Annotated in this window: 24 protein-coding genes and 2 riboswitches; of the genes, 19 read left to right on the top strand and 5 right to left on the bottom strand. The window is 40.0% G+C overall.

Annotated features, from left to right (window positions below; all coding sequences use genetic code 11):
• Nucleotides 1-58: 58 nt before the first annotated feature.
• The 4 genes from I8752_RS00195 (at nucleotide 59) to rnc (ending at nucleotide 3156) form a co-directional block, all read left to right on the top strand.
• Nucleotides 59-646, top strand: coding sequence for a Uma2 family endonuclease (locus I8752_RS00195; protein WP_214430458.1), 588 nt, complete (start codon nucleotides 59-61; stop codon nucleotides 644-646).
• 79 nt (nucleotides 647-725) lie between these two features.
• The gene (locus I8752_RS00200; protein ID WP_214430309.1) at nucleotides 726-1334 is read left to right on the top strand and encodes a hypothetical protein; all 609 of its coding nucleotides are present in this window, start codon (nucleotides 726-728) and stop codon (nucleotides 1332-1334) included.
• 803 nt (nucleotides 1335-2137) lie between these two features.
• Nucleotides 2138-2368, top strand: a complete 231-nt coding sequence (locus I8752_RS38535; RefSeq protein ID WP_214430310.1) for an HNH endonuclease — start codon at nucleotides 2138-2140, stop codon at nucleotides 2366-2368.
• A gap of 104 nt (nucleotides 2369-2472) precedes the next feature.
• Nucleotides 2473-3156, top strand: a complete 684-nt coding sequence (gene rnc / locus I8752_RS00210) for a ribonuclease III (RefSeq protein WP_214430311.1) — start codon at nucleotides 2473-2475, stop codon at nucleotides 3154-3156.
• Nucleotides 3157-3252: 96 nt separating this feature from the next.
• Here the strand turns inward: rnc and I8752_RS00215 are convergent, their stop codons facing one another.
• Nucleotides 3253-4554, bottom strand: coding sequence for a sensor histidine kinase (locus I8752_RS00215; RefSeq protein WP_214430312.1), 1302 nt, complete (start codon nucleotides 4552-4554; stop codon nucleotides 3253-3255).
• Nucleotides 4555-5005: 451 nt separating this feature from the next.
• Nucleotides 5006-5267, top strand: a riboswitch (cyclic di-AMP (ydaO/yuaA leader).
• A gap of 96 nt (nucleotides 5268-5363) precedes the next feature.
• Here I8752_RS00215 and ntrB point away from each other — a divergent pair.
• The 9 genes from ntrB to I8752_RS00260 all read left to right on the top strand — a co-directional run bounded on the left by ntrB (nucleotide 5364) and on the right by I8752_RS00260 (nucleotide 14720).
• Nucleotides 5364-6212 (top strand): nitrate ABC transporter permease, encoded by an 849-nt coding sequence (ntrB, locus tag I8752_RS00220; protein WP_214430313.1) that lies wholly within the window; start codon nucleotides 5364-5366, stop codon nucleotides 6210-6212.
• A 110-nt stretch (nucleotides 6213-6322) separates the two neighbouring features.
• The gene (locus I8752_RS00225) at nucleotides 6323-7762 is read left to right on the top strand and encodes an ABC transporter substrate-binding protein (protein WP_214430314.1); all 1440 of its coding nucleotides are present in this window, start codon (nucleotides 6323-6325) and stop codon (nucleotides 7760-7762) included.
• Between the two features lie 52 nt (nucleotides 7763-7814).
• The gene (locus I8752_RS00230) at nucleotides 7815-8651 is read left to right on the top strand and encodes an ABC transporter ATP-binding protein (protein ID WP_214430459.1); all 837 of its coding nucleotides are present in this window, start codon (nucleotides 7815-7817) and stop codon (nucleotides 8649-8651) included.
• Between the two features lie 17 nt (nucleotides 8652-8668).
• A riboswitch (cyclic di-AMP (ydaO/yuaA leader) is annotated at nucleotides 8669-8861 on the top strand.
• A 105-nt stretch (nucleotides 8862-8966) separates the two neighbouring features.
• Nucleotides 8967-9587, top strand: a complete 621-nt coding sequence (locus tag I8752_RS00235; protein ID WP_214430460.1) for a universal stress protein — start codon at nucleotides 8967-8969, stop codon at nucleotides 9585-9587.
• A gap of 496 nt (nucleotides 9588-10083) precedes the next feature.
• Nucleotides 10084-10692, top strand: a complete 609-nt coding sequence (locus I8752_RS00240) for a hypothetical protein (RefSeq protein ID WP_214430315.1) — start codon at nucleotides 10084-10086, stop codon at nucleotides 10690-10692.
• Between the two features lie 127 nt (nucleotides 10693-10819).
• Nucleotides 10820-12631, top strand: coding sequence for an OmpA family protein (locus I8752_RS00245; RefSeq protein WP_214430316.1), 1812 nt, complete (start codon nucleotides 10820-10822; stop codon nucleotides 12629-12631).
• Between the two features lie 36 nt (nucleotides 12632-12667).
• Nucleotides 12668-13165 (top strand): Rab family GTPase, encoded by a 498-nt coding sequence (locus tag I8752_RS00250; RefSeq protein WP_214430317.1) that lies wholly within the window; start codon nucleotides 12668-12670, stop codon nucleotides 13163-13165.
• On the top strand, nucleotides 13166-13570 hold the full coding sequence (locus I8752_RS00255) for a hypothetical protein (RefSeq protein ID WP_214430318.1): 405 nt from the start codon (nucleotides 13166-13168) through the stop codon (nucleotides 13568-13570).
• A 34-nt stretch (nucleotides 13571-13604) separates the two neighbouring features.
• Nucleotides 13605-14720: a sensor histidine kinase gene (locus tag I8752_RS00260; RefSeq protein ID WP_214430319.1), complete on the top strand. Its 1116-nt coding sequence runs from the start codon at nucleotides 13605-13607 to the stop codon at nucleotides 14718-14720.
• A gap of 16 nt (nucleotides 14721-14736) precedes the next feature.
• Here the strand turns inward: I8752_RS00260 and I8752_RS00265 are convergent, their stop codons facing one another.
• From I8752_RS00265 to I8752_RS00275, 3 genes are all read right to left on the bottom strand, one after another.
• Complete coding sequence (locus I8752_RS00265) at nucleotides 14737-14955, bottom strand: chlorophyll a/b-binding protein (RefSeq protein WP_214430320.1); 219 nt, start codon at nucleotides 14953-14955, stop codon at nucleotides 14737-14739.
• Between the two features lie 336 nt (nucleotides 14956-15291).
• Nucleotides 15292-15504 (bottom strand): chlorophyll a/b-binding protein, encoded by a 213-nt coding sequence (locus I8752_RS00270; protein ID WP_214430321.1) that lies wholly within the window; start codon nucleotides 15502-15504, stop codon nucleotides 15292-15294.
• Between the two features lie 19 nt (nucleotides 15505-15523).
• Entirely contained in the window at nucleotides 15524-15727 is a 204-nt protein-coding gene (locus tag I8752_RS00275) for a chlorophyll a/b-binding protein (protein WP_214430322.1), read from the bottom strand.
• A gap of 520 nt (nucleotides 15728-16247) precedes the next feature.
• On the opposite strand from I8752_RS00275, the gene I8752_RS00280 reads away from it, so the two are divergent.
• The 4 genes from I8752_RS00280 (at nucleotide 16248) to I8752_RS00290 (ending at nucleotide 21842) form a co-directional block, all read left to right on the top strand.
• Nucleotides 16248-19367 carry an MFS transporter gene (locus I8752_RS00280; protein WP_214430323.1) on the top strand — a complete coding sequence of 1040 codons (3120 nt, stop codon included), beginning with the start codon at nucleotides 16248-16250 and terminating at the stop codon, nucleotides 19365-19367.
• Between the two features lie 622 nt (nucleotides 19368-19989).
• Nucleotides 19990-20307 carry an orange carotenoid protein N-terminal domain-containing protein gene (locus tag I8752_RS37890; protein WP_263985247.1) on the top strand — a complete coding sequence of 106 codons (318 nt, stop codon included), beginning with the start codon at nucleotides 19990-19992 and terminating at the stop codon, nucleotides 20305-20307.
• A gap of 13 nt (nucleotides 20308-20320) precedes the next feature.
• Complete coding sequence (locus I8752_RS37895) at nucleotides 20321-20494, top strand: orange carotenoid protein N-terminal domain-containing protein (protein ID WP_263985248.1); 174 nt, start codon at nucleotides 20321-20323, stop codon at nucleotides 20492-20494.
• A 319-nt stretch (nucleotides 20495-20813) separates the two neighbouring features.
• Nucleotides 20814-21842: a VOC family protein gene (locus I8752_RS00290; RefSeq protein ID WP_214430324.1), complete on the top strand. Its 1029-nt coding sequence runs from the start codon at nucleotides 20814-20816 to the stop codon at nucleotides 21840-21842.
• Nucleotides 21843-21854: 12 nt separating this feature from the next.
• Here I8752_RS00290 and I8752_RS00295 read toward each other — a convergent pair whose 3' ends face one another.
• Nucleotides 21855-22838 (bottom strand): SDR family NAD(P)-dependent oxidoreductase, encoded by a 984-nt coding sequence (locus I8752_RS00295; protein WP_214430325.1) that lies wholly within the window; start codon nucleotides 22836-22838, stop codon nucleotides 21855-21857.
• A gap of 159 nt (nucleotides 22839-22997) precedes the next feature.
• On the opposite strand from I8752_RS00295, the gene I8752_RS00300 reads away from it, so the two are divergent.
• Nucleotides 22998-23462 (top strand): hypothetical protein, encoded by a 465-nt coding sequence (locus I8752_RS00300; protein WP_214430326.1) that lies wholly within the window; start codon nucleotides 22998-23000, stop codon nucleotides 23460-23462.
• 265 nt (nucleotides 23463-23727) lie between these two features.
• Nucleotides 23728-24183, top strand: coding sequence for a DUF1392 domain-containing protein (locus tag I8752_RS00305; protein WP_214430327.1), 456 nt, complete (start codon nucleotides 23728-23730; stop codon nucleotides 24181-24183).
• Nucleotides 24184-24396: the final 213 nt, after the last annotated feature.

Below are 24396 nucleotides of genomic sequence, written 5' to 3' on the forward strand. Positions count from 1 at the left end.
CATTTAAAATAAGTGTTATGCCAATAAAGGCGTTACGTTTTCTTTAGGGAGCAAGATGATGAGTATGATTCAGGCTAAACGCTTCACACTAGCTGAATACCACAGACTCATAGAATTGGGCTTTTTCCATGAGGATGACCGTATTGAATTAATTAATGGAGAATTAATTGAAAGGGTATCGAGAGGTACGGCGCATGAAACTTGTCTGAGGAATTTATGGAAGCAACTACCAAAACTTATAGGAGATAAGGCTACTTTGCAATCTCAAGCTCCAATAGCTTTGCCACCTAATAGCGAACCCGAACCTGATTTCGCTATTGTTAAAAACCGAGATGATAATTATCTTACCGGTCATCCTGAACCTGCTGATATTTTACTAGTAATAGAAATATCTGATTCTTCTTTAGATTACGACCAAGATGTAAAAATACCACTTTATGCTAAAGCAGGTATTTATGATTATTGGATATTTAATTTATTTGATAACCATTTGGAATGGTATGGCGAAGCTTATCAGGACGATCGAGGTAAATATGGGTATCTCAATAAGCGGATTATTTTGCCCCATCAAATCATATCTTTGCCTAGCTTTCCTGATTTAATTGTCAGTTTAAATAAGGTATTTCCACCCAGATTTAATTATTAAACTTTACTATGACAATTCACATTCACCAATAGTGTTTAAAATTGACGATCGATTAGTTTGACTGTAAATCAGATTCATTATGGCTTATAGTGATTTTAAGCTTGTTGAAATTATTGATTCTTTTGGTTTAGTTATCCACGAGTCATCGAGACTATTTGCAACTGTACAAGAACAAGAATGTAGTGCGTTATTATCTACTATTCTTAGCGAAAATGTGGATTTAGCAGTAGCAATCAGTTCCGAAAAAGCTCGAAGCGAGATGATTATCAGTCCAATATTGTTAGAAATAAGGCGAAAATTTAATTATGAAATCAGTCTTTTTTCTGGAGTAGATTTTACCGTTGATAGCCAACGAGGACTCAATGGTTTTTGTGATTTTATTTTAAGTCTTTCCTCAGAGCAATTGCTTGTACGCAGTCCGGTGGTTGTTTTAGTCGAAAGTAAAAATGAGAATTTGCGCTCTGGTTTAGCACAATGCATTGCGGAAATGGTAGCTGCCCAGTTTTTTAACGAGAGAAATGGAAATCAAATTAAAGCTATATATGGTGCTGTTACTATTGGTACTATCTGGCAATTTCTCAAATTAGAAGATAATGTAGTTTCGATTGATTTGAGCGAATATTACATTAAGGATATTAAGAAGATTCTCGGTATTTTGTATAGTGCGATCGCCCAAAATAAGCCATAAATAATCGTCTTAATCAAGGAAGGATATGACTTGATTACAGTTCAGTTAAGGCTAAAATTAAAGCTACTGACGTAGGTTGGGTTGAGGTACGAAACCTAATATGAACAAGACTTTATTGGGTTTTGCTGTTGCTCAATCCAATCTACTATTCTCTTAACTGACCGTATTGAATCCTAGGCGTTGCTAATTGAAAATATGAATCAGGCGATCGCTACAATCTGATAAGCGCATGAGGTCAAGACCTGCACTGAGCCATACTTAAGATAATATATCACTAATCGAATAGAGAGTTTAAGCATTTCTCCCGACTTAGAATAACTCATCAATAAATTGATAAAAGTAAATTTTAACCAGTACCCATTGACATGACTACAATTGCATGTGCTATATTTTCGTCAATGCAGCAAAAGATTCATCATCCAAAAGCATAAAGCTGAGGTTGGTGGTCGCATATGTGGCAGTTTTTAACTTCTAAGTGAACGTGTAATCAACCAGTTAAGTAGCTGGTGATTTAAGTATCTAGTTAACTAATTAAATCAAAGTTTAGTTTGTTAGCTGGATACTTATGTTTCTAACTACTTACCTAGTTTATTACACGCTCACCTAGAAGTTAGAAACTGCCGGATGTGCGACTTCTAATCTACATTTGGTACAACTAGCTTATAGAGCTAGTGGTTGTGCTAAGTATAAGTATTGTTATAAAGATTTCCAGTTAGGATTTCTGTTACATAACACTAACTTGATGCTAAATACTTGATGTTCCAATGCTGTTACAAATAACAAGCAAAAGGAAACTATAGCTCATGAATCCTAGACAGAAACGCAATAAAAAGCAAAAACTTCTTGATTTCTATGGTTCTGAATGTTGGTGGTGTAGGCAAAATCTACTAACAGAATATTTGACAATCGATCACCTTGTACCAAAAAGTCATGGTGGTTCTGATTCATTTGAAAACTTACGACTTTCTTGTTTACCATGCAATAATTCTCGTGGAAATAGTCTTTATCCACCTATTTCATGGAGGAAAAATTAACTATTTTTAAAAAATACTTTTGTTTTTTAAAGCTTATCTCATGTAGGGTAAGCATCCTGCCTGCCTCTTTCATTCAATGAAAATTCCAGATTAAAAAAAATAAAATGCACAAACTTCTAATATTTCATGATGAAAAACTTTTACGCCGTGCGCTTACCCATCGTTCTTATGTTCATGAAAATCCCGGCGAAGGCGAACACAATGAACGTTTAGAGTTTCTTGGTGATGCTGTGCTGAATTTTTTAAGCGGCGAATATCTCTACCGTCGTCATCCAGAAAGGGGAGAAGATGAATTAACTCGTCGCCGTTCTGCATTGGTAGACGAGAAGCAGCTAGCAAAATTCGCTGAAGAGGTAGGTTTAGATTTTCGGATGCGACTGGGAAAAGGTGCAATTCGAGATGGAGGCTACCAAAATCCTAATTTACTCAGTAGCACATTTGAAGCCGTCATTGGTGCTTACTATCTCGATAACGATTCAAATATTGAAGCAGTTCGCGCCATTATAGAACCACTGTTCGATTCTGTACCCGAACAAATTGTTGTATTTCGCTCTAATGTAGATTCAAAAAATCGTTTTCAAGAATGGGTGCAACGCAACGTTACCACAAATCCGCCTAAATATGTCACAGTTCAAACTGGCGGTTTATCTCACGCGCCAGAGTTCATAGCGAAAGTATTTGTAGACGACAAAGATTACGGAGAAGGCAAAGGACGCAACAAAAAAGATGCAGAAAAAGCAGCAGCAGAAGATGCGCTAGCTAAGTTGAAAAAACAAGGGTTGATATAAAATTGCTAGTTGTCAGTTGTCAGTTGTCAGTTGTCAGTTGCAAAGATAACTAACAACTGAAAGTCTGAATGCGAAATTATAAAACTTAGACCTGCATTAGCTCATTTCTACTTGCAAAGGTAAGGTGACGATGAAAGTAGAACCAACTCCTATTTGAGAAACTAAGTTGATTTGCCCTTGCAGTAGTTTCACCAAGCGGTAAACTATTGCCAATCCCAAGCCAGTACTATCAGGAAGAGGTGCTCGATCGCTGGAACTAGCACGAAAGTAGGGTTCAAATATCCGGGTTTGGTCTTCGGGTGCAATGCCAATTCCGGTGTCAGAAATTGCGATCGCAAAGTGCCCACTTTTGCCCAATGGTGTCTCTAGAATCATTGCTGTGTTTCCCACAGCAACAGGAAAGGGGTTATCTTTTAGAAAATCCTTTGTCGGCAACATCGGGGCAGTTCTGTCATTTTCTAGCATTTGACACGCTATAGTAATAGTCCCTGAGACAGTGTAGCGAATTGCATTACTTACAAGATTTGTCACAACTTGTTGTAATTGCAGAGAATCTGTGAATACTTGCTCAGGAGCGCGATCGCAATTTACCACAACTTTTAAATTTTTCTTTACAGCCAAAGGCTCTAACATTTCGCACACATTGTCGATCAATTCACTGACATTCGTTGGTGCGGGCTGGAGTGTTATCTGCCCAGCGTCATAACGCGAAATTTCTAGTACATCATTGATTATGCTGAGTAAGTGTCTGCCATTACGTAGTACGCGCTCAATATGTTCTAAATTGACACTATTATTTTGTACCTCAGTTCTCTGCCGTTGTTGGCGTAGAAACAAATCTGAGTAACCAATAATCGAAGTCAGAGGATGTTTCAAGTCGTGGGCTAGTTGCGAAAGATACTCTTGATTAGCACTAACTAAACGAGTCAGTTCTTCATTATGCAGCGTTAATGATACATATAGATGTTGCAAGTCTCGCAAACGCTCATCTACATAACTCTTGAAGCAGCGAGCGATCGCTTCATCGATCGTAGCGTCAATCAAACGCATAGAACGAATTATCCCTGGGGGTGTTCCCTTCAACAAATCTGTTTCTATAGTTTCAAATATGACCGATCGCAGTAGATGATATTCTCTAGCAATCTCTGCTGGGTCGAAACCTTGTTCGGCTCGCAGAACCCCATGCTGTAAGCCCGCAGTAATTATCGACTTTACATCACTATCCTCAGATTTTGAAAGCACCGTTACCATTGCTTTTAAGACATCGGGGATATGATCTCGTATGGCTGTGTAAGATAGATCGTCAGCACTTTCAATCCGCCTATCTTTGCGAACTGCTATCACCCATTTGTATAGGATGATATCAGTTTTTTCAGCCAGTACTAGACTAAAATCCATGATGTTAAATTCTACTAAGAGATAGATGAGAAAATTCTATATGTAATCAGTTTAGCGAGTATAGCGACTCCTTACTAAAATAAGTCATAACTTTCACCTATCAAAAGGAATAGATTTTATTTATCATAGCGCTCGCTGCCACCAAGTCCTTTGCTAGCTTCGTTGACCAGAGATTAATAGATTGGAATGTATAAACTAATGCATATTGGATAAATGCTAATTTAGCAACTAACAGTCTCAATGCTATGTTTTACGCCTTTGTTTAGTTTGCTGTTCAAGGATTTTATTCACAACATAACATTGATGTATAAAATTTATTCATTACAGATAAGCCAAGAGAGCCACTTAATATCGGTATTTAAATAAACAAAATTTATCATAAGGCAGATGTATTTACAGAGCAACAATGTTATTGTTTACAAAGAATAAACATAATGTTCAACGCGTGTTTAGAGTAAGTCAGCCTAATCCAGCGTTTCACAGTGCATAACGCTGGAGCGGAGGAACCATTTAATGGGGCGTATCTTACAGAAAGTTAGAAGTAAAGAGTAGCAAAGATGCAATTATACTCTTACGAGAAGCCGCTCTTACGAGCGTCTAAGCGTCTGTACGAGAGTTACTAATATCGAACTCAGCACTCAGCACTTTCACAAGAAGGGCATCTCTCAGCCCTAGCCCGTCAGCTAACTTCGTAGGCATTGAGAGGAGACTGAAGAGTCGGCATTTTTGTAATGTTCCGATCTCATCAGTGTCCAAGGCTGGTACTGCTCGGATTTTTTGTACCTGCACTTAGTTCTGTTGAGGTGGCAATGGTATTTCAATTAAATTTAGCAGCGATCGCCGCGATCGCTGGAAAGGCAGCTTGGAAAAAAGTAAAACCTGTAATTGTCAGAGATGTTTTTTTACTGCCTGCCCTTGGATTCTTAGGGATTATAGTGCTGTGGTGGGTAGTTGCGCTTGCCAACCATGAATTGATGCCCACCCCACCAGAAGCGTTAGCCGCTAATCTCGACTACATCCTAAATCCCTTTTACCAAAGAGGCCCCGGCAATTTAGGAATTGGCTGGTTGTTGATAGCAAGTCTGCGACGGGTATTGCTGGGTTTTCTCTTAGGTGCGATTGTGGCGATTCCCTTGGGATTTCTGATTGGCATGTCTAAATCAGCAATGCTGGCTCTTAATCCCATCATTCAGATTTTTAAGCCTGTATCCCCCCTAGCTTGGTTGCCAATCTCTTTAGCCATCTTCAATTTGGCAGACCCTTCAGCAATTTTTGTGATTTTCATTACCTCTCTATGGCCGACAATTATTAACACCGCCCTAGGAGTTTCTAGCGTTCCCAAAGATTATTTAGACGTAGCGCGAGTCTTAGAAATGCCCCGTTGGCGACAGATTACAAAAATTATTTGGCCAGCAAGTCTGCCTTATATTTTTACAGGTCTGCGAATTAGTTTAGGGATTGCTTGGCTAGTAATCGTTGCTGTGGAAATGCTCACAGGCGGTATTGGTATCGGCTTTTTTGTTTGGGATGAATGGAGCCGTTTAAATTTAAGTTCGGTTTACTTAGCTGTCTTAGTAATTGGTTTAACTGGGCTAGTTCTTGATTATGCAGTGGGCAAAATTCAAGAATTAGTCACCCGCCGTCCGACAGCTTCTTAACTAGCAAAATTAAGACAGACGCGATGAATCGCGTCTCTACTCATCTTTTTTACAGACGCGATTAATCGCGTCTCTATTCAGCACTCTTTATCGCCACTGGAGCTACAGAAATGGGTGATAACTGGACTCGACGAGACTTTATCAAAGGAATAGGAACAACGACAGCCGGGATGGCACTGTCGTCATGTGCCATCAAAGGGAATACTGGCGCTAAAGGATTGACTGAAGAAGCTTTAGCTGTTGAACCAGTAGTTAAATCCAAAGAACTAGAAAAACCGGATATTACAGTTGGTTATGTTCCCGTTAATGATTGTGCGCCATTTGCGATCGCCTGGAAAAAAGGATTCTTCCATAAATACGGTTTGAACGTCACACTCAACCGCGAGGCTAGTTGGGCAACTTCCCGCGACGGACTAATTTTCGGTCGTTTAGATGCTTCTCCTGTAGTATCCGGTGCAGTTACCAACGCCAGAATTGGTGCGGAAGGCGCGCGCCACGCTCCTTTGTGCGCGGCAATGACCATACACCGCCACGGTAACGCCATGACGATGAACAAAGCCATGTGGGATTCTGGGCTGCGTCCGTGGTACGAGTATCAACAACAATATGGTGATGGTGCATTGGAGGCTTTTGGTAAAGATTTTCGCAGGTACTTTGACAACCAACCCCCAGAAAATAGAGTTTGGGCGGTAGTCTTGAGTTCTGCCATATACGAATACTTCGTCCGTTATGTATCTGCTGCGGCTGGTGTCGATCCATTCAAAGAATTTCGGATTATCATTGTACCGCCTCCCCAAATGGTGACAAACGTGCGGATAGGGGCAATGCAAGCTTACATGGTGGCAGAACCTTGGAACACTAGGGCAATTACAGGTAACGAAGGCATTGGCTTTACCTTCGCCCAAGGTAAGGAAGTTTGGGCAGGACACCCAGATCGATTACTGGGAGTCATGGAATCTTTCATTGAAAAATATCCTAAAACCTACCGTTCCCTAGTCAAGGCTATGATTGAAGCTTGCCAATATTGCAGCAAAGCCGAAAACCGTCAGGAAGTTGCCGAACTAATTACAGATCGTTCTTTTACAGGTGCAAAACCCAAAAAGCCAGGTGCGCCAATTACGAAGTTTACAGGGCCGGCAATTCTTGGTAATTACAACTATGGCGGCTTTGATGGCAAAGACCGCACTATTAAAGCTGCTGACACCACAATTTTCTTTGATATTCCAGACAACGTTCCCAAACAGCCAGGAGAACACTCAACATTTTTATGGAGATCGAGGAGTCTCTGGTTGATGACACAGGCAGCGCGTTGGGGTCAGATTCATAAATTTCCCAAAAATGCCGAAAAACTAGCCGAAAAAGGCTGGAGAACAGATTTATACCGGGAGATAGCAAGTGAAATGGGGATCGAGTGCCCGAAGGATGATTACAAAGTAGAACCTCCAGAAGTATTTATAGATAAGAAAGGTTTCGATCCCAGCAATCCAGTGGGCTATTTAAATAGTTTTGAAATTAGGGCTAATGCTCCCACTCGCTTTTTCATGTCTTAATTATTAAGTTCCAAAATGACTACTGACTAAATTATTTTCGGAGCATTTGATGATGGAATATACCTCATTACCTAGCACTACTCAAAATGAAGTTATGCCCCACACTGGATTTTTAGAAATTGAAAATTTAGTCAAGTCTTATCCAACACCAGATAAAAGTAATTTTGTTGTACTAGATGGTGTTAATCTCTGCATCGGGGAAGATGAATATATTTCTGTAATTGGACACTCTGGTTGCGGAAAATCAACTCTATTAAAGATTATTGGTGGTTTAGAAAAAGCAACTTCTGGCTCAGTGCGCTTAGATGGAAAAGAAATTCGTAAGCCAGGAGCCGAGCGGATGATGGTATTTCAAAATTACGCACTTTTACCTTGGCTAACTGTACGAGAAAATGTCCGTTTAGCTGTAGATGAAGTGCTAAAAAATGCTAACCGTGCCGAAAAAATTAGCATTGTTAACGAACACTTAGCGATGGTAAACTTAACGGCGGCGGCTGAGAAATATCCTGAAGAAATTTCTGGAGGTATGAAACAACGGGTGGGTATTGCCAGAGCCTTAGCAACTCGTCCAAAAATGTTGTTAATGGATGAACCTTTTGGGGCACTAGATGCATTAACTAGGGGCAAATTGCAGCGACAGGTATTAGATATCTGGGAAAACAATCGGCAGGCAGTAATGATGGTTACTCACGATGTAGATGAAGCAATTTATATGTCAGATCGCATCGTATTAATGACTAACGGGCCGGAAGCTACGATTGGGGAAATATTGGAAGTGCCCTTTCCTCATCCACGCGATCGCGCCGCCATGCGAAACTCAAAAGACTACTTTGAACTCCGCAACCATGCTCTCAATTTCCTCGATCGCTACTTTACACAAGACGAATAAATTTAGACTATTATTTCTTTAGTGGGTAGCCTAATTCAAATTCATCAAAAGCAGGATTTGGAACGGAGGAACCAAATTGTGGGGCGCATCTCGCACAGAGCAGCAATTTTAAGAGTGAAAAGTGACTAATCTTTAACTCAGCACTCTTGAGAAAGACACCTTCCAGTCTTAGCCCGTCAGCTAACTCCGTAGGCAATGGAAGGAACCTCCAAAACTTTGGCTGTAATACCAGTTGTTATTGGGGTTTCCTTGCCCTGCTTCTCATTCATCACTCGTTATTCTTGGGGAGAAGTTAAAGCTGTGAAAATCAAGCCAATGTTAGCGCGCCTGCAAAGCGCCATCGGTAGAGACGATTTAATTGAGCAAATGGTATTGCTACCAGAGCCAAAAAAATCTTTTTCTAAAAAAGTTCAAAAAGCAAAATCAGTAAACCTAATCGTTGGTTATGATGCTTCTCCTAACAGTCACACCGCACTAGATATTGCTTTTTGGATTGCTCATCAAACGCGTTTAGCCACCAACAATCAAGTTACAGTACAAGCTGTTTATGTAGTAAAAGACAATCACAATAGTCAACATCCAGATATTTTGAGCTTTGCAAAACGCTTGCCTCAACTAGAATGTCCAGTAAACGATGTATCAAGGTCTATCACACCCGTCTTGACTCAACCAAAATTGCAAGGGATTGCACCATCTCTACAAGAAGCTGATAGAATTCTTTGGCAAGCAAAAAGTCTAGCTGAAGAATGGCAGGGTTCCTTCAAATCTCATTTGCGCTTTGGTGAAATTGCTACAGAACTGAAGAAAGTTGTGGAATCAGAAACCGCCGATATACTATTTCTGGGATGTAAATCTATTAGTCATCCGATTATTCAGATACTAGGTTCTAATTTTCCTTGCGCTGTCGTAGGTATACCTAATTGCATTGACGAATAATCGTAGTGCTTAATTCTAGCGATTTTTCTTTTAATTAAAACACAGCAAAAAAGCTACCTAATATTTAGGTGGCTTTTTTCACCACCATGCAAATAATTTAGTAGATGATACCAATTTGAAAAAAGAATGCAACAGATATCTTGGTAGGGGCGCTATTACGTTCACCCTTACAAACAATTCATGCGTCGCAAAGATTATTGAAATTAGTATGAGCATAAATAAACGCAAATCGAGTGAATATTCAAATAAATAGGAAAAACCCTTAAACTTTTCCTTCTTGATTGAAACGTATTGAATCGGCTTTTGTTGATAAAAATTTATAAAACATTAACTATCTAAATAATAACTTAATATATATTTCTATCTTTAGGGAGTTAAAATCAAATACTGTATTTAAAGATACTTATACTGATTTGAGATTGTCATATCACCAAATTCTGTCTACTGTCACAATTAAAAGCAAAATTAAATTTCAGTCTCCAGAAGGATTAAAAGTATGAACCCACCTGAAGAATATATGAATAATAATTTAGGACAACTCAGGGAAGGGGAGTCAAATCAAGAAATCACCAAACAGTTATCTAGTGACAATAGTATTAGTGAAAGTAACAGCCTAGATAAAGTTAGAGAAATTCTTTTTGGCAGTCAGGTACGAGAAGTTGAAAAAAGATTTGCGCGTCTAGAAGAACGTTTAGTTAAAGAATTTACAGATGTGCGAGATGAGACAAGAAAACGTTTAGATGCTTTGGAAATCTATCTTAAAAAAGAGGTAGATTCTTTAACAGAACGGCTAAAAAATGAGCAAACAGAACGTAATGCTGCTGTGCAAACACTTAGTGAAGAACACAGAAATATAGCCATATCCTTAGAAAAAAAGTTTGCCCAATTTGATGAAAAAACTACCAATAGTCAGCGGGATTTACGCGAGCAGATTCTCAATCAATCTAAAAGCTTACAAGACGATCTCCGGCAAAAGTACGAGGAAATCCTAGCTTTGCTGGAACGGGAAGCGCAAGAACTGCGTAGGGACAAAATAGATAGTTCCAAGCTTGCAGCTCTGTTTACAGACCTAGCTATTCGTCTAAATACGCAAAACAAATCGTGAGTCAGTTGTCAGTTGTCGTAGAGACGCGATTAATCGCGTCTGTACAAGAGTCAGTTGTTTTATTTCTTCTGCTCCCCCTGCTCTCCCTGCTCCTTATCTCCTCATCCCCTGTTGAGAGATTTTAGTAATGAGTGATTCTCTAAATCAAAGACCGAAAGCATCAGCTGAAGTCACAAGCAGCAACAATCAATCTTTTGATCTTTCTTCTAGTAACAAAGATAAACAACTCAGCGATGAACTGAGTACGCTTCGCAGTTTGCTCTTTGGTATTGAGCCAGCCGAACTCAACAAAATTTATGAGCGATTAAACAATCCCCAAATTCAACCGGAAGATATCAGCCGCCTGCTTCCAGAAGCTGTAGTATTGCGGTCAAAGCAAGATAAACAACTGATTGAAGCAATAGTATCGACTGTCGAACAAGCCATTCAAGCTTCTGTAACACAAGACGAAAATGTACTTTCAGAAGCGTTTTTTCCCATAATCGGGCCAGCTACCCGCAAAGCAATTTCCACAGCGCTTGAGGAGATGATGCAATCTCTCAATCAAACCTTGGAACATAGCTTGTCGCCTGAAAGCTTTAAGTGGAGGCTAGAAGCGCGGCGTACAGGGAAATCATTTGCAGAAATAGTCCTGCTACGTACACTACTTTATCGAGTAGAACAAGTATTCCTAATTCATAAAAAAACTGGATTATTGCTGCAACATGTAGTAGTTAACCAAGTAACCACTCAAGATCCGGATTTGGTTTCTGCGATGTTGACGGCTATCCAGGATTTTGCTAGAGACTCGTTTAGCGTAGGAAAAGAAGATGCACTAAAAAGTTTGCGGTTTGGAGAACTCATCATTTGGGTCGAAGAAGGGCCGCAAGCATTACTGGCTAGTAGTATTTGGGGAAACCCTCCCCAAGAGTTAAGGTTAGTTTTTAAAGAAGCGGTAGAAAAAATCCACCTGAAGCTGGGGCCAGAAATTAATGACTTTACAGGAGAGACAGAACCATTTAAAGCTAGCACGCCTTATTTAGAAGCATGTTTGGTAACTCAGTCTAAATCTGCTTCTCCAAAAAATAATTATACTTATGCAGTGGCTTTCTTAAGCACAATAGCGATCGCTTTGGGTATTTGGGGCTTTTTTGCGATTCGAGAACATCTGCGCTGGCAAGCATATCTCCAAAAACTCAGCTCTCAACCAGGTATTGTTGTAATTAATACCAAGCAACGCTATGACAAACATTTCATTTTGGGAATGCGCGATCCGTTAGCGGTAGATCCCAATACGTTGATACAACAAACAAATCTCAATCCGAAAAAAGTTATCGGTCAATGGCTACCATATCTATCTTTGGAACCACAATTGACTGTCAAAAGAGTTCAAAAATTGTTGCAGCCACCCAAAACAGTATCATTACAAATCGATAATAATGGCATTCTTCATGCCACAGGCTCTGCACCTCGTCAATGGATTTTAGAAACACGTAAGACATGGCGATTCATTCCGGGAATAACTCAATTTCAAGATAAAAATCTTGTCGAGCTGGAATTCCTTCAGTTACAGTCCTACAAACAGCAAATTGAAGAAAAAAGGCTATTTTTCTCAAGAGGTTCGACAGATTTTATTAGCGGTGAAACTGGTAAACTACATGTTTTGGTATTATTAATTCAAAAGTTTTTCGCTACTGCCAAATATTTGGGGAAAGATGTCCAAATCCAAATCATCGGACACACTGATATAGAAGGAACAGAACAACAAAATATGCTACTTAGCCAAGCCCGTGCTCAGAAAATCTTATCTTATTTAAAATCTCAAGGAATCAATACTAGTAAATTTAAAGTTTTAGGTATAGGTTCTAGTATACCTTTACAGCTAAAATCGATACCAGAAGCCGAAACAGCTAGCCGGAGAGTATCTTTTGAAGTATTCATAGCTAATATCCCTAATTAAAATTGAGTGGGGGAATGAAGAATAGGAAAAACCTGTATGATTCAGAAAAAAGTTTGTATGGTAGGTGCATTTGCTACAGGTAAAACTAGTTTAGTCGCCCGATTTGTACATAGTATTTTTTCAGAAAAATATTACACAACTGTCGGTGTAAAAATTGATAAAAAAACTATAGATATCCAATCAAATCAATTAAATCTTATTCTTTGGGATATTCATGGAGAAGATGAGTTTCAAAAAGTACGTCTGTCGTATTTACGAGGTGCGTCTGGATATTTATTAGTTATAGATGGTACGCGCAAAAATACCTTAGAAAAAGCTTTAGAATTGCAAACACGAGTAGAAAATACACTGGGGAAAATTCCCTTCATTTTGGTACTCAACAAATGGGATATGACTGATGAATGGGAAATTGAAACAGCAGAAATAGATGCTATTAACCAAAAGGGTTGGACTGCGATTAAAACCAGTGCTAAAAATGGACTAGGTGTAGAAGAAGTTTTTCAAACTCTTGCTAAAAAATTTTTGGATAATTAGATGCTAAATATCCCTCCTCCCGTAATTGACTATATTTTAAATTATCTTTTAGAAGCACGTTCTCTTGCTTATCTATTAGTTAAAAAAGATGGCACTCTTTTGGCTTGGGGCGGTAATTTAGCAGTATATGGAATTACTAATCTTTGCCAAGGGAGGAGCGTAGGCGAGCAAGTTTGTTTCTTGGAAGGGTTATTACCGTTAGACGATATACCGCTATTTCTGCCACTCATTAAAACGGAGTACAATGTTTGTACAGATGTTCATATTTTTCCTTCATATGAGGGAGATTGGGTATTGTTATTGGATAGTACTTGGGATGAAAATCAACTCTCACTCATTCAACAAAATACAAATGATTTCAGTCTAATAAAAGAAAAATTAACTAAAATACAAAATCCTAAATAGAGTCAAAATTAATTGATTTTGGCAGTTGAAAATCATGAATAACTTTATACTATCTGAACTATTCGCTACACTCAATATTTTCATATTAGAGCGACGTAAAGATGGTTTTTTTAGAATTAATGGAACTCCACCAGATTGGGTTGAGCGGTTTTGCGCTCGAAGATTGACATCAGAAATGGATATATTCATACCACAGACAGAGTTCCCTTTTTTAGGAAATTTTCTGATTGATGCAGAAGAATTCTGGCAGAGTAATAGCAGTACCAAGCTGAGTTCGGGTTTGTGGAGTGAAGTAGATTTAACTGGTAAAGAATACCAATTTGAAGCTTATGCAATTTCTATGAATAATAGAGAAATATTATTAATCGAATTGTTAGGCGAAAAGTTTATCCAGAAACAATCTTTAATACAAAAAGCTAGAAATAGTCAGTTAGATTATCAGCATTTACTTAAAGAGACTGAGAGAAAAGATGTATTAATTCATTGCATTATCCACGATATAGCAGGACAATTAAGTGCGATTAATTGCTGTTTAGCTTTGCTAGAATTTGAAAATTTATCAGTTAAAGGAAAAGAATTTTTAGAAATTGGTAGAAAGCAATCTATTCAGCAAGAGATGCTAATAAAAAATATTTTAGATGTATTTTCTAATGAGGTGCGATCGCTTGAGGCTTTCACGGTCGATGTTGAAGATGCACCAAATATTTTAAGTTCCGCGCAAGAGGTAATTGAACTTTCTCAACCGACGTTCATACTTAACAATAAACAGTTACAGCTAACTGCCAATATTAACATAGCAGCAGACTGGAAAGTTGTTGGAGAAAAATCACGTTTGGATAGGCTGATTTTAAATCTTGTAGAAAATGCTTATCGCTACAGTCCTCTGGGTTCTACTGTGACAATTGATTTACAACCAGATGGAGAGTATATTCTCTTGAGTGTGGATGATGAAGGTAGCGGTGTGCCAGCAGAGATAGTCAATACTTTATTTCAAAAGTTTTCTCAAGGCAAACATAAATCAGGTCGAGTTGGGCTAGGTCTTTATTTTTGCCGGATTACAGTTGAACACTGGGGAGGGACGATTGGTTATTTACCACGCCAAGAAGGCGGTTCCAGATTTTGGTTCCGCCTACCTAGACCGATTAGTTGACTTTTGAATTGTTAACTTAGGATTGGTATCCAAGAATGCGTAGTACGTCTCGCAGCACGCTATATCCTGCTAAATCCCACAGTAAGTAGGCTAGAAAGCCAATCATTGCAAAACGACCGTTCCAGATTTCGGATTGGGGAGTCCAGCCAAAAAGAAATTCATTGCGATCGCGATCGTTGTAAGCTTTAGCAACAGATGGTGGATTGGTAGACGGACGAGTTTCACGAGTTTCCATGATTTTTACTCCAGATAGTTGAATTGATTTCTTGCAAAATACTTAATTTGTCTTTGAGGTTAACTAAAGCTGTTTTTGTAGGGCAAGAATTCTTGCGGAATTTGTAAGCTAATAATCATTCAAATTGCATCCTCCGAAGTTTGCTCAACGGGGGGAACCCCCGCACGCAACTTCTCTCCGCGTCTCCCCTTCTCCACGTCTTTGCGTCTTTCTAAGGCAAAGGATTGTGCAACTTAAAGGTAGATTGGCTTACTTCAATGCCTTACTATGTCTGTAAACCTTAGTTACATTCACAACAACATTGAGATTTTTTGGATTTTGCAAGCAGTCTGATATTTAGTAGCCAATCAGATGCAATACGTCACGAACAACGCTATACCCAATTAAATCCCAAAACACATAGGCGATAAAGCCAATCATTGCTAGGCGACCATTCCAGATTTCGGCTTGAGGAGTCCAGCCAAACAAAAAGGCATTGCGGTCTACGCCATTGTATTCTCTAGCAACAGGTGGTAAATCAGTAGATGAACGAGTTTCACGAGTTTCCATGATTTTTACTCCGATAGTATTAGCGATTAATGAGGGCAAGTACATCTCGAAAGACGCTATAACCAGCTAAATCCCAAAGTAAATAAGAGACAAAGCCAATCATTGCAAAACGACCATTCCAGATTTCAGATTGAGGTGTCCAACCAAACAGCAATGCATTGCGATCGCTGCCATTGTATTCTGTAGCAATTGTGGGCAAATCTGTGGAGGAGCGACTTTCCATTTTTTTGTCCTGAACAATTTGTTACTTAACTTTAAGTTAGCTATTCATCAGCAAGATGCTTTCCACCTCTGGGTACAAACTACAGGCACTTCTTGTGGACGATTATCTTAAACTCATTCTTCTAACAAATACGCCTTGAGAGGGTGATAAAAAAGATATTTGTAAATAAATGTAAATACTTGATAAGAGATTGGTGATAAAACTATAATTTAGACAAATCAATTTGCTGCAAGTAAGCAATTGAAACTTAAAAACTGATATCCAATAATTAGTCAAATTGTTCGCTGGAAAATGGCAGCAAATTTGATATTTATACCGTTAGATAATATAAATTCTATCTAACGCTAGATATAATTTTCAAACTTCAGAGAGATGCTTTTAGCGTCTAAATTCCAGGATTCTGAGATTTACACGAGTTAGGTATCGCTAGAGATACAGACATATATACAATACATACACAGTTGCTTCTCATCACGAAATTCTTAATCTCCCAAATTTCAACTTAGAACAAGGAAATACAATGTTTCATAGTACGGAAATCATGCTGGGACTCTACAAGCCACTGTTGTGGCTCGTACAGACCCCAGTAGATACCTCAGGCATTACGCCAGCCCAGGCATCGGTTCTTACTTCCGGGCCGCACTTTTTTGTTGCTTTAATCTCTGGTGTGATTTTAGCTTTTGCTTTCCAATTAGTATTAACTAACCTTTCCGTGGCAGCTGGTATTTCCTACTTGGGTCGTCCATCTGACTCAGATAGTGACGAAGCGGGAAGTTTGGGAGGTACGATTCGCAAAATCGGCACGGCAGTGGGTATCTGGACGTTAGTCACTGTGACGATCGCCTTATTAATTGCTAGTTTCCTAGCAGTAAAATTGAGTTTAGTGATTTTAGACCCCAAGCTAGGAGCAATTTTGGGGTTAGTAATTTGGGGTGCTTACTTTTTACTACTGATGTGGGTGAGTTCCACCACAGTAGGTTCCTTAATCGGCTCGGTAGTCAACACAGCAACTTCTGGCTTTCAAGCGATTATGGGCACAGCAACGGCTGCGCTAGGCGCAAAAGCTGTGAATAGTCAAGTTGTAGCCACAGCCGAAGCCGCCGCCGCCGCCGTGCGTCGGGAATTAGGAAGTGCGATCGACCCTGTGAGTCTGCGGGAGAATGTAGAAGACTATCTAGACAAACTGCGTCCCCCAGAACTGGACATATCCAAAATTCGCGGCGAATTTGAAAAATTACTTAACGACCCGCAATTACAAGCGATCGCCGGCAGTTCAGATTTAGGTAACATCGACCGCCAAAAGTTTATCGATTTAGTTAGCAATCGCACCGACCTTTCTAAGAAAGATGTCGGTCGCATCGCCGATACACTCTACAACGTTTGGCAACAGGTAGTGAGTCAGAAACAACCCACCCAAGACCGCTTGGGTGAATTGATGGATTATCTGAAATCATTGCCACCAGGACAAACTAAAACAGATGAACTCAATGCTAAATTAGATCGGCTAATTGCCGAAACGCGTTCTTCCAAACAAACAACCGAAGAAGCGGCCCCAGGGCCAATTCAACAGACACTACAGCAGGGAATCACCGCTTTAACTGGCATTGTGCTGGGCAGAACAGACTTGTCAGATTTTGATGTAGAAAAGATATTGCGATCGCTTACCACCGCCAGAGACAAAGCAACCGAACAAGCAGATCGGCTTGGTTTGCCCACACCATCGCAACCTTACAGCCCCATCCGTGCTGATATTGAAAACTACCTGCATACAACTTATGCTTGGCAGCTGAGTCCTGAAAGAATTTCCCAAGAATTTCGGGATGTTGTTTACGACCCAGCAGCAGACCCAGGTACAGTGCGAAGGGAACTAAATCGACTTTCCCGCAACGACTTCGTGAGAATCCTCCAAGAACGGGGACTGCTGACTCAAGCACAAATTCAGCGGATTGCCGACCGCTTAGAAGCTGTGCGTCAAGAAGTGCTAGTGACAGTTACAGCTGCTGAAGAAAGAGACATAGTACAAGACCTGCAACGGCGAGTAGAAAGTTATTTACTCGTTACGCCCAAGACAGAATTAACTAGTGAAGGGATTGAGAAAAATTTCAAACCCCTAATCGCAGATTCAGACGCAGATTACGAAACTTTGTCGCGGCGACTGGCGCAAATTAACCGCGATCAATTGCGGAGAACTTTGTTACAACGCATAGATGTGCAGTCATACGAAGTAGACAGCATTCTAGACGAAATCGAAAAACAGCGCGATCGCGCCTTGGTAGAAGCTAAAGGGCTGGCAGACCAAGCAAAATATCAAGCAGAAACTCTATGGTTGAATGTAGAGTCATATCTGCGTAACACCGGGAAATCGGAATTAAATCCCGATGCCATCCGCGCCGATCTCAAAAGACTGCTGGAAGATCCCCAATCTGGAATTGAGGCAATCAGCGCCCGTTTGTCTCGCTTTGACCGCGATACCTTAGTACAGTTGTTGAGTCAGCGCGAAGATTTGAGCGAAGACCAAGTTAATCAAATTATTAATACTGTTGAAGACTCTTGGCACAGTGTCCGCAACGCACCTCAAGCTTTAGCAGAAAAAGCCAAGGATCGATATGACAGTGTAACTACAACAATTGCTGATTACTTGCGGAATACTGGCAAAGCAGAACTTAACCCAGAAGGAATTCAACGAGACTTTAATCGATTGTTTGAAAACCCGCAAGAAGGAGCCGTAGCCCTGCGCCGTCGCTTATCTCAGGTAGACAGAGATACATTGGTGAAACTGCTGAGTCAACGCGAAGATTTGAGCGAACAGCAAGTCAATGAAGTCATTGACTCAATGCAAACTTCAATTCGCAACTTTGTGCGCGCGCCGCGTCGTCTCGCCACCCGGACGCAACAAAGAGTCCAAAATTTCCAAGCTTATCTGGAAGAATATTTACGCCAAACTGGTAAAGAAGAACTCAACCCAGAAAGCATCAAGCGCGATGTCCAATTGCTGTTGCACGATCCGCGAGTTGGAATTGAGAGTTTTAGCGATCGCTTGTCTCATTTCGACCGTTCGACCATTATTGCCCTGTTGAAAATCCGCGAAGACATGACTGATGAAGAAGCAGCGCGGATTGCCGATAATATGATCTCAGTCAGGGATCAATTTGTCGAACAAGTGCGGAGTATCCAAAGACGGATTCAAGGCGCGATCGATGGGGTTTTTGAGCGTATCCGTTATTATCTCAATTCCTTAGATCGCCCAGAACTCAACTATGATGGAATTAAGCGCGATGTTCGCCAATTGTTCGACGACCCGCAAGCTGGGTTTGATGCCTTGCGCGATCGCTTATCTTCCTTCGATCGCGATACCTTAGTTGCAATTATGAGTTCCCGTGAAGATATTTCCGAAGAAGATGCCAACCGCATCATCGACCAAATCGAACGGGCGCGCAACACAGTATTGCAACGTGCAGAACGCCTACAACAAGAAGCCCAACGCCGCCTAGAAGAAGTGAAGCGCCAAGCACAGCGGCAAGCAGAAGAAACCCGCAAAGCCGCAGCTACGGCAGCTTGGTGGTTGTTTGCTACAGCCGTAGTCTCCGCTATTTTCGCCGCATTAGGAGGAGCGATCGCTGCTGTATCTGGTGTAGGTTGATAAGTTGTCTCCGCTAACTATTCTGGGCCTCCTAAGTATTAGGAGGCTTTTTTGTATAAATGAAACTCTTGCCCGCCCTGATTATGCAAGTTAATGCGAACAGCTTACACACAAGTAATTTAATCAGTTCAAATCGTTTTTTGTAGTTATGCCGTAGGCTAACGTACCACCAGATATTTCTACAATTTCAAGTTTACTTGACTCGAAGAAAGAAATAAAAGTAATAAAAACCTTGATTTTCAACCTATTTACAAATAAATACAGAGTAAAAAGCATTATTTTTACTCTGTCTTCCTCTAGTTTGCTTATTGGGGTATTTGCACCCTAAATTTATGACGCTCTTTGTTTTGTATTTCATAATTTAAGTTAAATTTTATCGGATTTCATCTGTCTTTTGACTGGTTTAAATATCTGAGTTTTTGTAGTAAGACTCTATCTTTTTAAAGTGTATTTTTTCTAGCCAAAATTTCTCATGTAAATAGAAGCATAATTGGAAACATTCAAAGTTATTACGTTGTAGATTTAATCACTCAACAGCACATCTTTTTTGACTTTAAAAAACTCTGTAGTCTCGACAAATTGATACTTTTTTGAAGTATCAATGATAATTTTGGAGGTTTTTATGACTTCTACAAATATTGACCCAGCAAAGCAAATAGTATCAAATTTTCAGAGTCTAGACATAGACGATCGCTTAGTAGGATTAGCAGGAATTTATCCTCAAATAACTGATACAATTACTGGTAATCCAATCGATACATTACCAATAGAAAAAGCTGCGGAACGGGTAGTACAAATTCAACAGATATCCCCGGAAGAACAGCTATTTGCTTTGCGCGATTTACTACCAACACAAAAAACTGACCAAGATGAAGTGATGCTCGATCCAAATTCGATCGAGGCGGCAGTAGAACTTGCTCAAGGCGGAAATTCCTACTAGTGAGTATGGTTCCATGAGTACTGAAGGTAAATTAGCTTTTTGGTACTTATTAGGTGAAAGATTAGAAACCACAATTATTGGTATACCAAGCGACTATGAACCTTCTGAACAAGCAATAGAAGTCTTGAACTCCCTTGAATCATTCAACACTGAGCGATTAGTGTCTTTTCTGAAACAAGTGCTGTAAAACTTTCATCAGATATAAGGTGAGCAATACCCACCTTATATCTAAATGATTATTTAGTTTTATACATTTTTTGCTGGAAAAAATAGATATGAGGTTATCAAACAGAGAATATGCCAGAATTTTATCCTTTAAAATCTAATTTTCACTAGATTAACTCAACTTATAATAATAAATTCCTTCAATTTTGCTAGTTTGAATTTTTCCAACAGAAAACACCTGAAATTCCAAATAAACTTTAGTATTTCTGCAAAAGCTTTATTTTTCTTGACCAGTCCGTTATAGTCAGTACCCAATCCGCAATCTAAAATCTCAAATTTGTATGACTCACGGGCAAGAAACCGCAATTGAAGGTATCTATGAAGTATGTATTGGTATCCCAGATCCAATTGTTGCAATTCAATATTGGGAACAATATGGTTATCGCATCGGCCAAGTAGGTGAATTATCCGCGCAGGCAGCTGATAAATTGTATGGGGTGAATTCATCTTTACGCTCAATTCGCCTTTACCACCAAAATGCCGATCATGGTTTAATTCGGTTAATGATTTGGCAAAACCCGACGAATCAAGGATTGGGGTTAGCATCGATGAAAGTTAAGGGAAATCGTTGGGCAACTACCTTAACCGCTGACGCGCTTAATATTTTAAATCATGTAGAAGATGCGAAAGCTGCTGGTTGGCCTATCAGATACACTATCCCTTACTGGGAAGTTATCTACAACAAAGAGCGCAAAAGCCGTCCTTTCATTGACTCGGCGGTTGGCGTGCGAGAAATGCTATTACTGCAACCCTTGACTCGACAAGTTTTATTTCAAAGGTTTGGCTATACACTGCCGCATTACGGACAAATCGATCGCAATGCTGCTTTGAAAACTAGTCAGTTTACTCACATAGGGATGATTGTCCAAGATGACAGCAAAGAAAGCCTGAAATTCTATGAAGAAGTTTTGGGTTTGCTGCGCGTGCGTGATGATGTTGAGACTAGCTATGAATCTTCACCAGCTGGTCGAGAGCTATTTGACCTCAAACCTGGAGAAAAGTTTATCGTCACAGCCTTTGACGATCCCCGTTCCTCCAAGTCTGACCTGATGGCTGCACGCAGTGGTAGACTTTATATCATCAGATTTCCAGATGCGATCGCATTAGAGTCGCAGTTTGAGGCAGCACAACCAGGTAGCTTGGGTATGTCGCTTTACACATACCGCGTGCGGGGAATAGAAGCTTATAGCAATCGCCTCAAGGCAAGTCCAGCGCAAAACTTGACCGACATCCTAGAAAATGAGTTTGGCGAAAAAAGTTTTTCCTTCATTGCACCGGATGGCTACTTCTGGACTTTGGTAGAAAGTTAACAAGTACAGGAATTAGTAAATTTTTGGCGAACTCAGGGTACTGAGTAGTAACAGCGGCCACGGCATTTGAATGTCGGGTATCAGCCACGAATACTTTCTCAATGAAGGTAATGCAAACGGCAGCAGAAAACGCAACGAGCGTAGGGATACAGGACGATTTCCGTCTCTATCTACTAGTCCGTATTTTTTAGCAAGTTCGGCAACAATCTGGACGCGTCCTGTACGCTTGATCGAATTTTGCTCACAAGCAAGTTTAGCAATGACGCGTCCTGTTAATAAAGGAGTTTCCCAATTGTAGCGATCGCCAAGCCATGAGTTTTTCTGGTCAGTAGCATTTCTTTGTTCTAAATCCAATGCCAAACGGGAAAAGTGTTCTGTACCAACAATACCAGGCCAAACAGAAATAGAAGTGACATTGTGTGGCTTGAGTTCAACAGCCATATCAGCTGCGAGGCGATCGCAAGCTGCTTTTCCAGCACCGTATGCTGTACCAAAAATATAAGACATACCACCCCACGAAGAAAGAGTACAAATCAATCCCTGACGACGCTTAGTCATCATCCGAGCTGCAAAAACACTCGCAACATAGTGACTGCGAAGACCGACGTTATTGCTAGCATCCCACAGGCTCGGTTCGCAATCCCAAAAGGGCCTTCCATAAGCCTCTGTTAATGCTTGAACTCCTGAGTAAGCATTATTAACTAATAGATCCAGCTGTCCATTCTGTTCGTCTTGAATGCGCTCAAAAAGCAAACGCACTTGCTCATCGTTGCTATGGTCTACCTGGACAGGAATGCATACACCCCCAGCTTCCTCAATGGCTAATTGAGTTTCATTCAGACTACCGCCGATGTCATTTGTAGAACTAGAGTTATTGAGACTGCGACCCGTGATATATACCGTCGCGCCAGCCTCGCTCAGACCAATCGCAATTCCTTTACCAAGTCCCCGTGTAGCACCTGTGACCAATGTCACTTTCCCCTCAAGGTGTTTCATTATTACTTGCTCGTTTGCACTTAGGTTATACCGTTAGCCTAACTCCAAGCGTTCGCGATGTTGCCAAATTAAACTAAACCAGTCAAATGTTTTGTCCCTAAATCCGAAAATCCGCAAGTTGAATTTGGAGTTTATAGTAATTAAACTTGAGTGTAAACAATGAAGGATTTTAATCGCAAACAAAACAAATCATTTTCGATAATTTTAGCTACAGTTTGTGGAGCTGCTTCACTACTAACTGGAACATTAGGAACGTCTTCTTTTGCTGTTGCTTCACAATTAATACCTAGCGATCGCCCATCAGCAAATAATCAGATTGCCGCAAATCCATATACTTGTCCTCGGTATGCTGGAGGCGGACTTTTAGAAGCTTATATTGAAACTCCTAATTTTGCTATTTATATTTGCAATAAGCGCGGACAACTTTTCTACACCAGTACTTCTAAATTGAATGGTCGAGGTATCCGGGCTTTACCTGCTTATACAGAAGAAGGGACAGGATATATCGCTAGAAATGGCATATATGAATATGTTGTCAATGGTGCGTCTTTGGAAATTCTGAAAAATGGCCGGGTTTTACAAACAGATCCTGTCATTAAATATGTAAGTAAATCTGCTAATTAATTACAGTACCAAATAAAAGTATGGAATTAGTTAAGTGTGAAAAAAGCTAATTCCATACCTTTGGATAACATATCTTCAGTTGCACAGAATTTAAGCCTGTATTCTAATTCCTAAGTCCTGAATTCTGTTTTGATAAAGGTGTACCTAGCTTCACAAAAACTAAATAGAAGTCTTATACCAATAAATTAAAGTACTTTTTGGTCTAAAATTCCGGATAATACTGCTGAAAGTGAGTCTATGTATAAAAAGAGAACTTCCTTGCATTATGATTAATCAGATTACTGCTTTAGAGTCTTGTTGGCATACTTCTCCACCCTGGGGTAAAGCTATGCCTCCACTAACAGTTCAAATACTCGAAAAAGTCTTCTTGTCAAGCTCTGACTTGTCAGGTTATTGCTCTGGGGTTCAGTGGGAAGGGCAAGAGTGGGTTTATGCAATTGTTTGCCTTGGTGAAACACTCTACTTACCTGCTAGAGAGTTTTGCGCCACAAATATACTAGAAGACATTACTATTCCCATTCCAGCTTTTGAATTGGGAGATGTCGTAGAAGTTGATTTTAGCGAAAAGCCTTCACGGCGGATTATTCAAGGTATTTTTAGCCTCAAAAGTAACTGGCTTTATGCTGTAGAGTGGCGATCGCCTATTTTGGAAGAAACAGCATCGACTCAAAGCAGGATGATATGGCTTGCTGATGTTGATTTGGTCAGAATAGAGGCATAACCACCGTCAAGATGTTGCTGACGACAAATAATCTATCACTGAATAATAAAAAAGGAAAAAACCGTGAAACACTGTGTGCCACGGCTTTTGATGTGGTGTGAGGAGCTTAACTAAATATCATCATAAAGCAACTGACTGGTGAGCGCACCCCTGTAACAATTTTGGTAACAGAATTTTTCCACGTTCTTTAGCAAGGTGTAATAAATCACTGTA

The sequence above is a fragment of the Dendronalium phyllosphericum CENA369 genome, assembly GCF_016056275.1.
In the GTDB taxonomy this organism is placed as follows: Bacteria; Cyanobacteriota; Cyanobacteriia; order Cyanobacteriales; family Nostocaceae; genus Dendronalium; species Dendronalium phyllosphericum.

Bases quoted from the DNA above. Each gene is read 5' to 3' on its own strand.
- ntrB (WP_214430313.1), top strand. From the start codon at position 5,364: ATGGTATTTCAATTAAATTTAGCAGCGATCGCCGCGATCGCTGGAAAG.
- I8752_RS00275 (WP_214430322.1), bottom strand. From the start codon at position 15,727: ATGGAAAGTCGCTCCTCCACAGATTTGCCCACAATTGCTACAGAATAC.
- I8752_RS00200 (WP_214430309.1), top strand. From the start codon at position 726: ATGGCTTATAGTGATTTTAAGCTTGTTGAAATTATTGATTCTTTTGGT.
- I8752_RS00240 (WP_214430315.1), top strand. From the start codon at position 10,084: ATGAACCCACCTGAAGAATATATGAATAATAATTTAGGACAACTCAGG.
- I8752_RS00245 (WP_214430316.1), top strand. From the start codon at position 10,820: ATGAGTGATTCTCTAAATCAAAGACCGAAAGCATCAGCTGAAGTCACA.
- I8752_RS00265 (WP_214430320.1), bottom strand. From the start codon at position 14,955: ATGGAAACTCGTGAAACTCGTCCGTCTACCAATCCACCATCTGTTGCT.
- I8752_RS00215 (WP_214430312.1), bottom strand. From the start codon at position 4,554: ATGGATTTTAGTCTAGTACTGGCTGAAAAAACTGATATCATCCTATAC.
- I8752_RS38535 (WP_214430310.1), top strand. From the start codon at position 2,138: ATGAATCCTAGACAGAAACGCAATAAAAAGCAAAAACTTCTTGATTTC.
- I8752_RS00270 (WP_214430321.1), bottom strand. From the start codon at position 15,504: ATGGAAACTCGTGAAACTCGTTCATCTACTGATTTACCACCTGTTGCT.
- I8752_RS00295 (WP_214430325.1), bottom strand. From the start codon at position 22,838: ATGAAACACCTTGAGGGGAAAGTGACATTGGTCACAGGTGCTACACGG.
- I8752_RS00225 (WP_214430314.1), top strand. From the start codon at position 6,323: ATGGGTGATAACTGGACTCGACGAGACTTTATCAAAGGAATAGGAACA.
- I8752_RS37895 (WP_263985248.1), top strand. From the start codon at position 20,321: ATGAGTACTGAAGGTAAATTAGCTTTTTGGTACTTATTAGGTGAAAGA.
- I8752_RS00195 (WP_214430458.1), top strand. From the start codon at position 59: ATGAGTATGATTCAGGCTAAACGCTTCACACTAGCTGAATACCACAGA.
- rnc (WP_214430311.1), top strand. From the start codon at position 2,473: ATGCACAAACTTCTAATATTTCATGATGAAAAACTTTTACGCCGTGCG.
- I8752_RS00255 (WP_214430318.1), top strand. From the start codon at position 13,166: ATGCTAAATATCCCTCCTCCCGTAATTGACTATATTTTAAATTATCTT.
- I8752_RS00280 (WP_214430323.1), top strand. From the start codon at position 16,248: ATGTTTCATAGTACGGAAATCATGCTGGGACTCTACAAGCCACTGTTG.
- I8752_RS00250 (WP_214430317.1), top strand. From the start codon at position 12,668: ATGATTCAGAAAAAAGTTTGTATGGTAGGTGCATTTGCTACAGGTAAA.
- I8752_RS00230 (WP_214430459.1), top strand. From the start codon at position 7,815: ATGGAATATACCTCATTACCTAGCACTACTCAAAATGAAGTTATGCCC.
- I8752_RS37890 (WP_263985247.1), top strand. From the start codon at position 19,990: ATGACTTCTACAAATATTGACCCAGCAAAGCAAATAGTATCAAATTTT.
- I8752_RS00260 (WP_214430319.1), top strand. From the start codon at position 13,605: ATGAATAACTTTATACTATCTGAACTATTCGCTACACTCAATATTTTC.
- I8752_RS00235 (WP_214430460.1), top strand. From the start codon at position 8,967: ATGTTAGCGCGCCTGCAAAGCGCCATCGGTAGAGACGATTTAATTGAG.
- I8752_RS00300 (WP_214430326.1), top strand. From the start codon at position 22,998: ATGAAGGATTTTAATCGCAAACAAAACAAATCATTTTCGATAATTTTA.
- I8752_RS00290 (WP_214430324.1), top strand. From the start codon at position 20,814: ATGACTCACGGGCAAGAAACCGCAATTGAAGGTATCTATGAAGTATGT.
- I8752_RS00305 (WP_214430327.1), top strand. From the start codon at position 23,728: ATGATTAATCAGATTACTGCTTTAGAGTCTTGTTGGCATACTTCTCCA.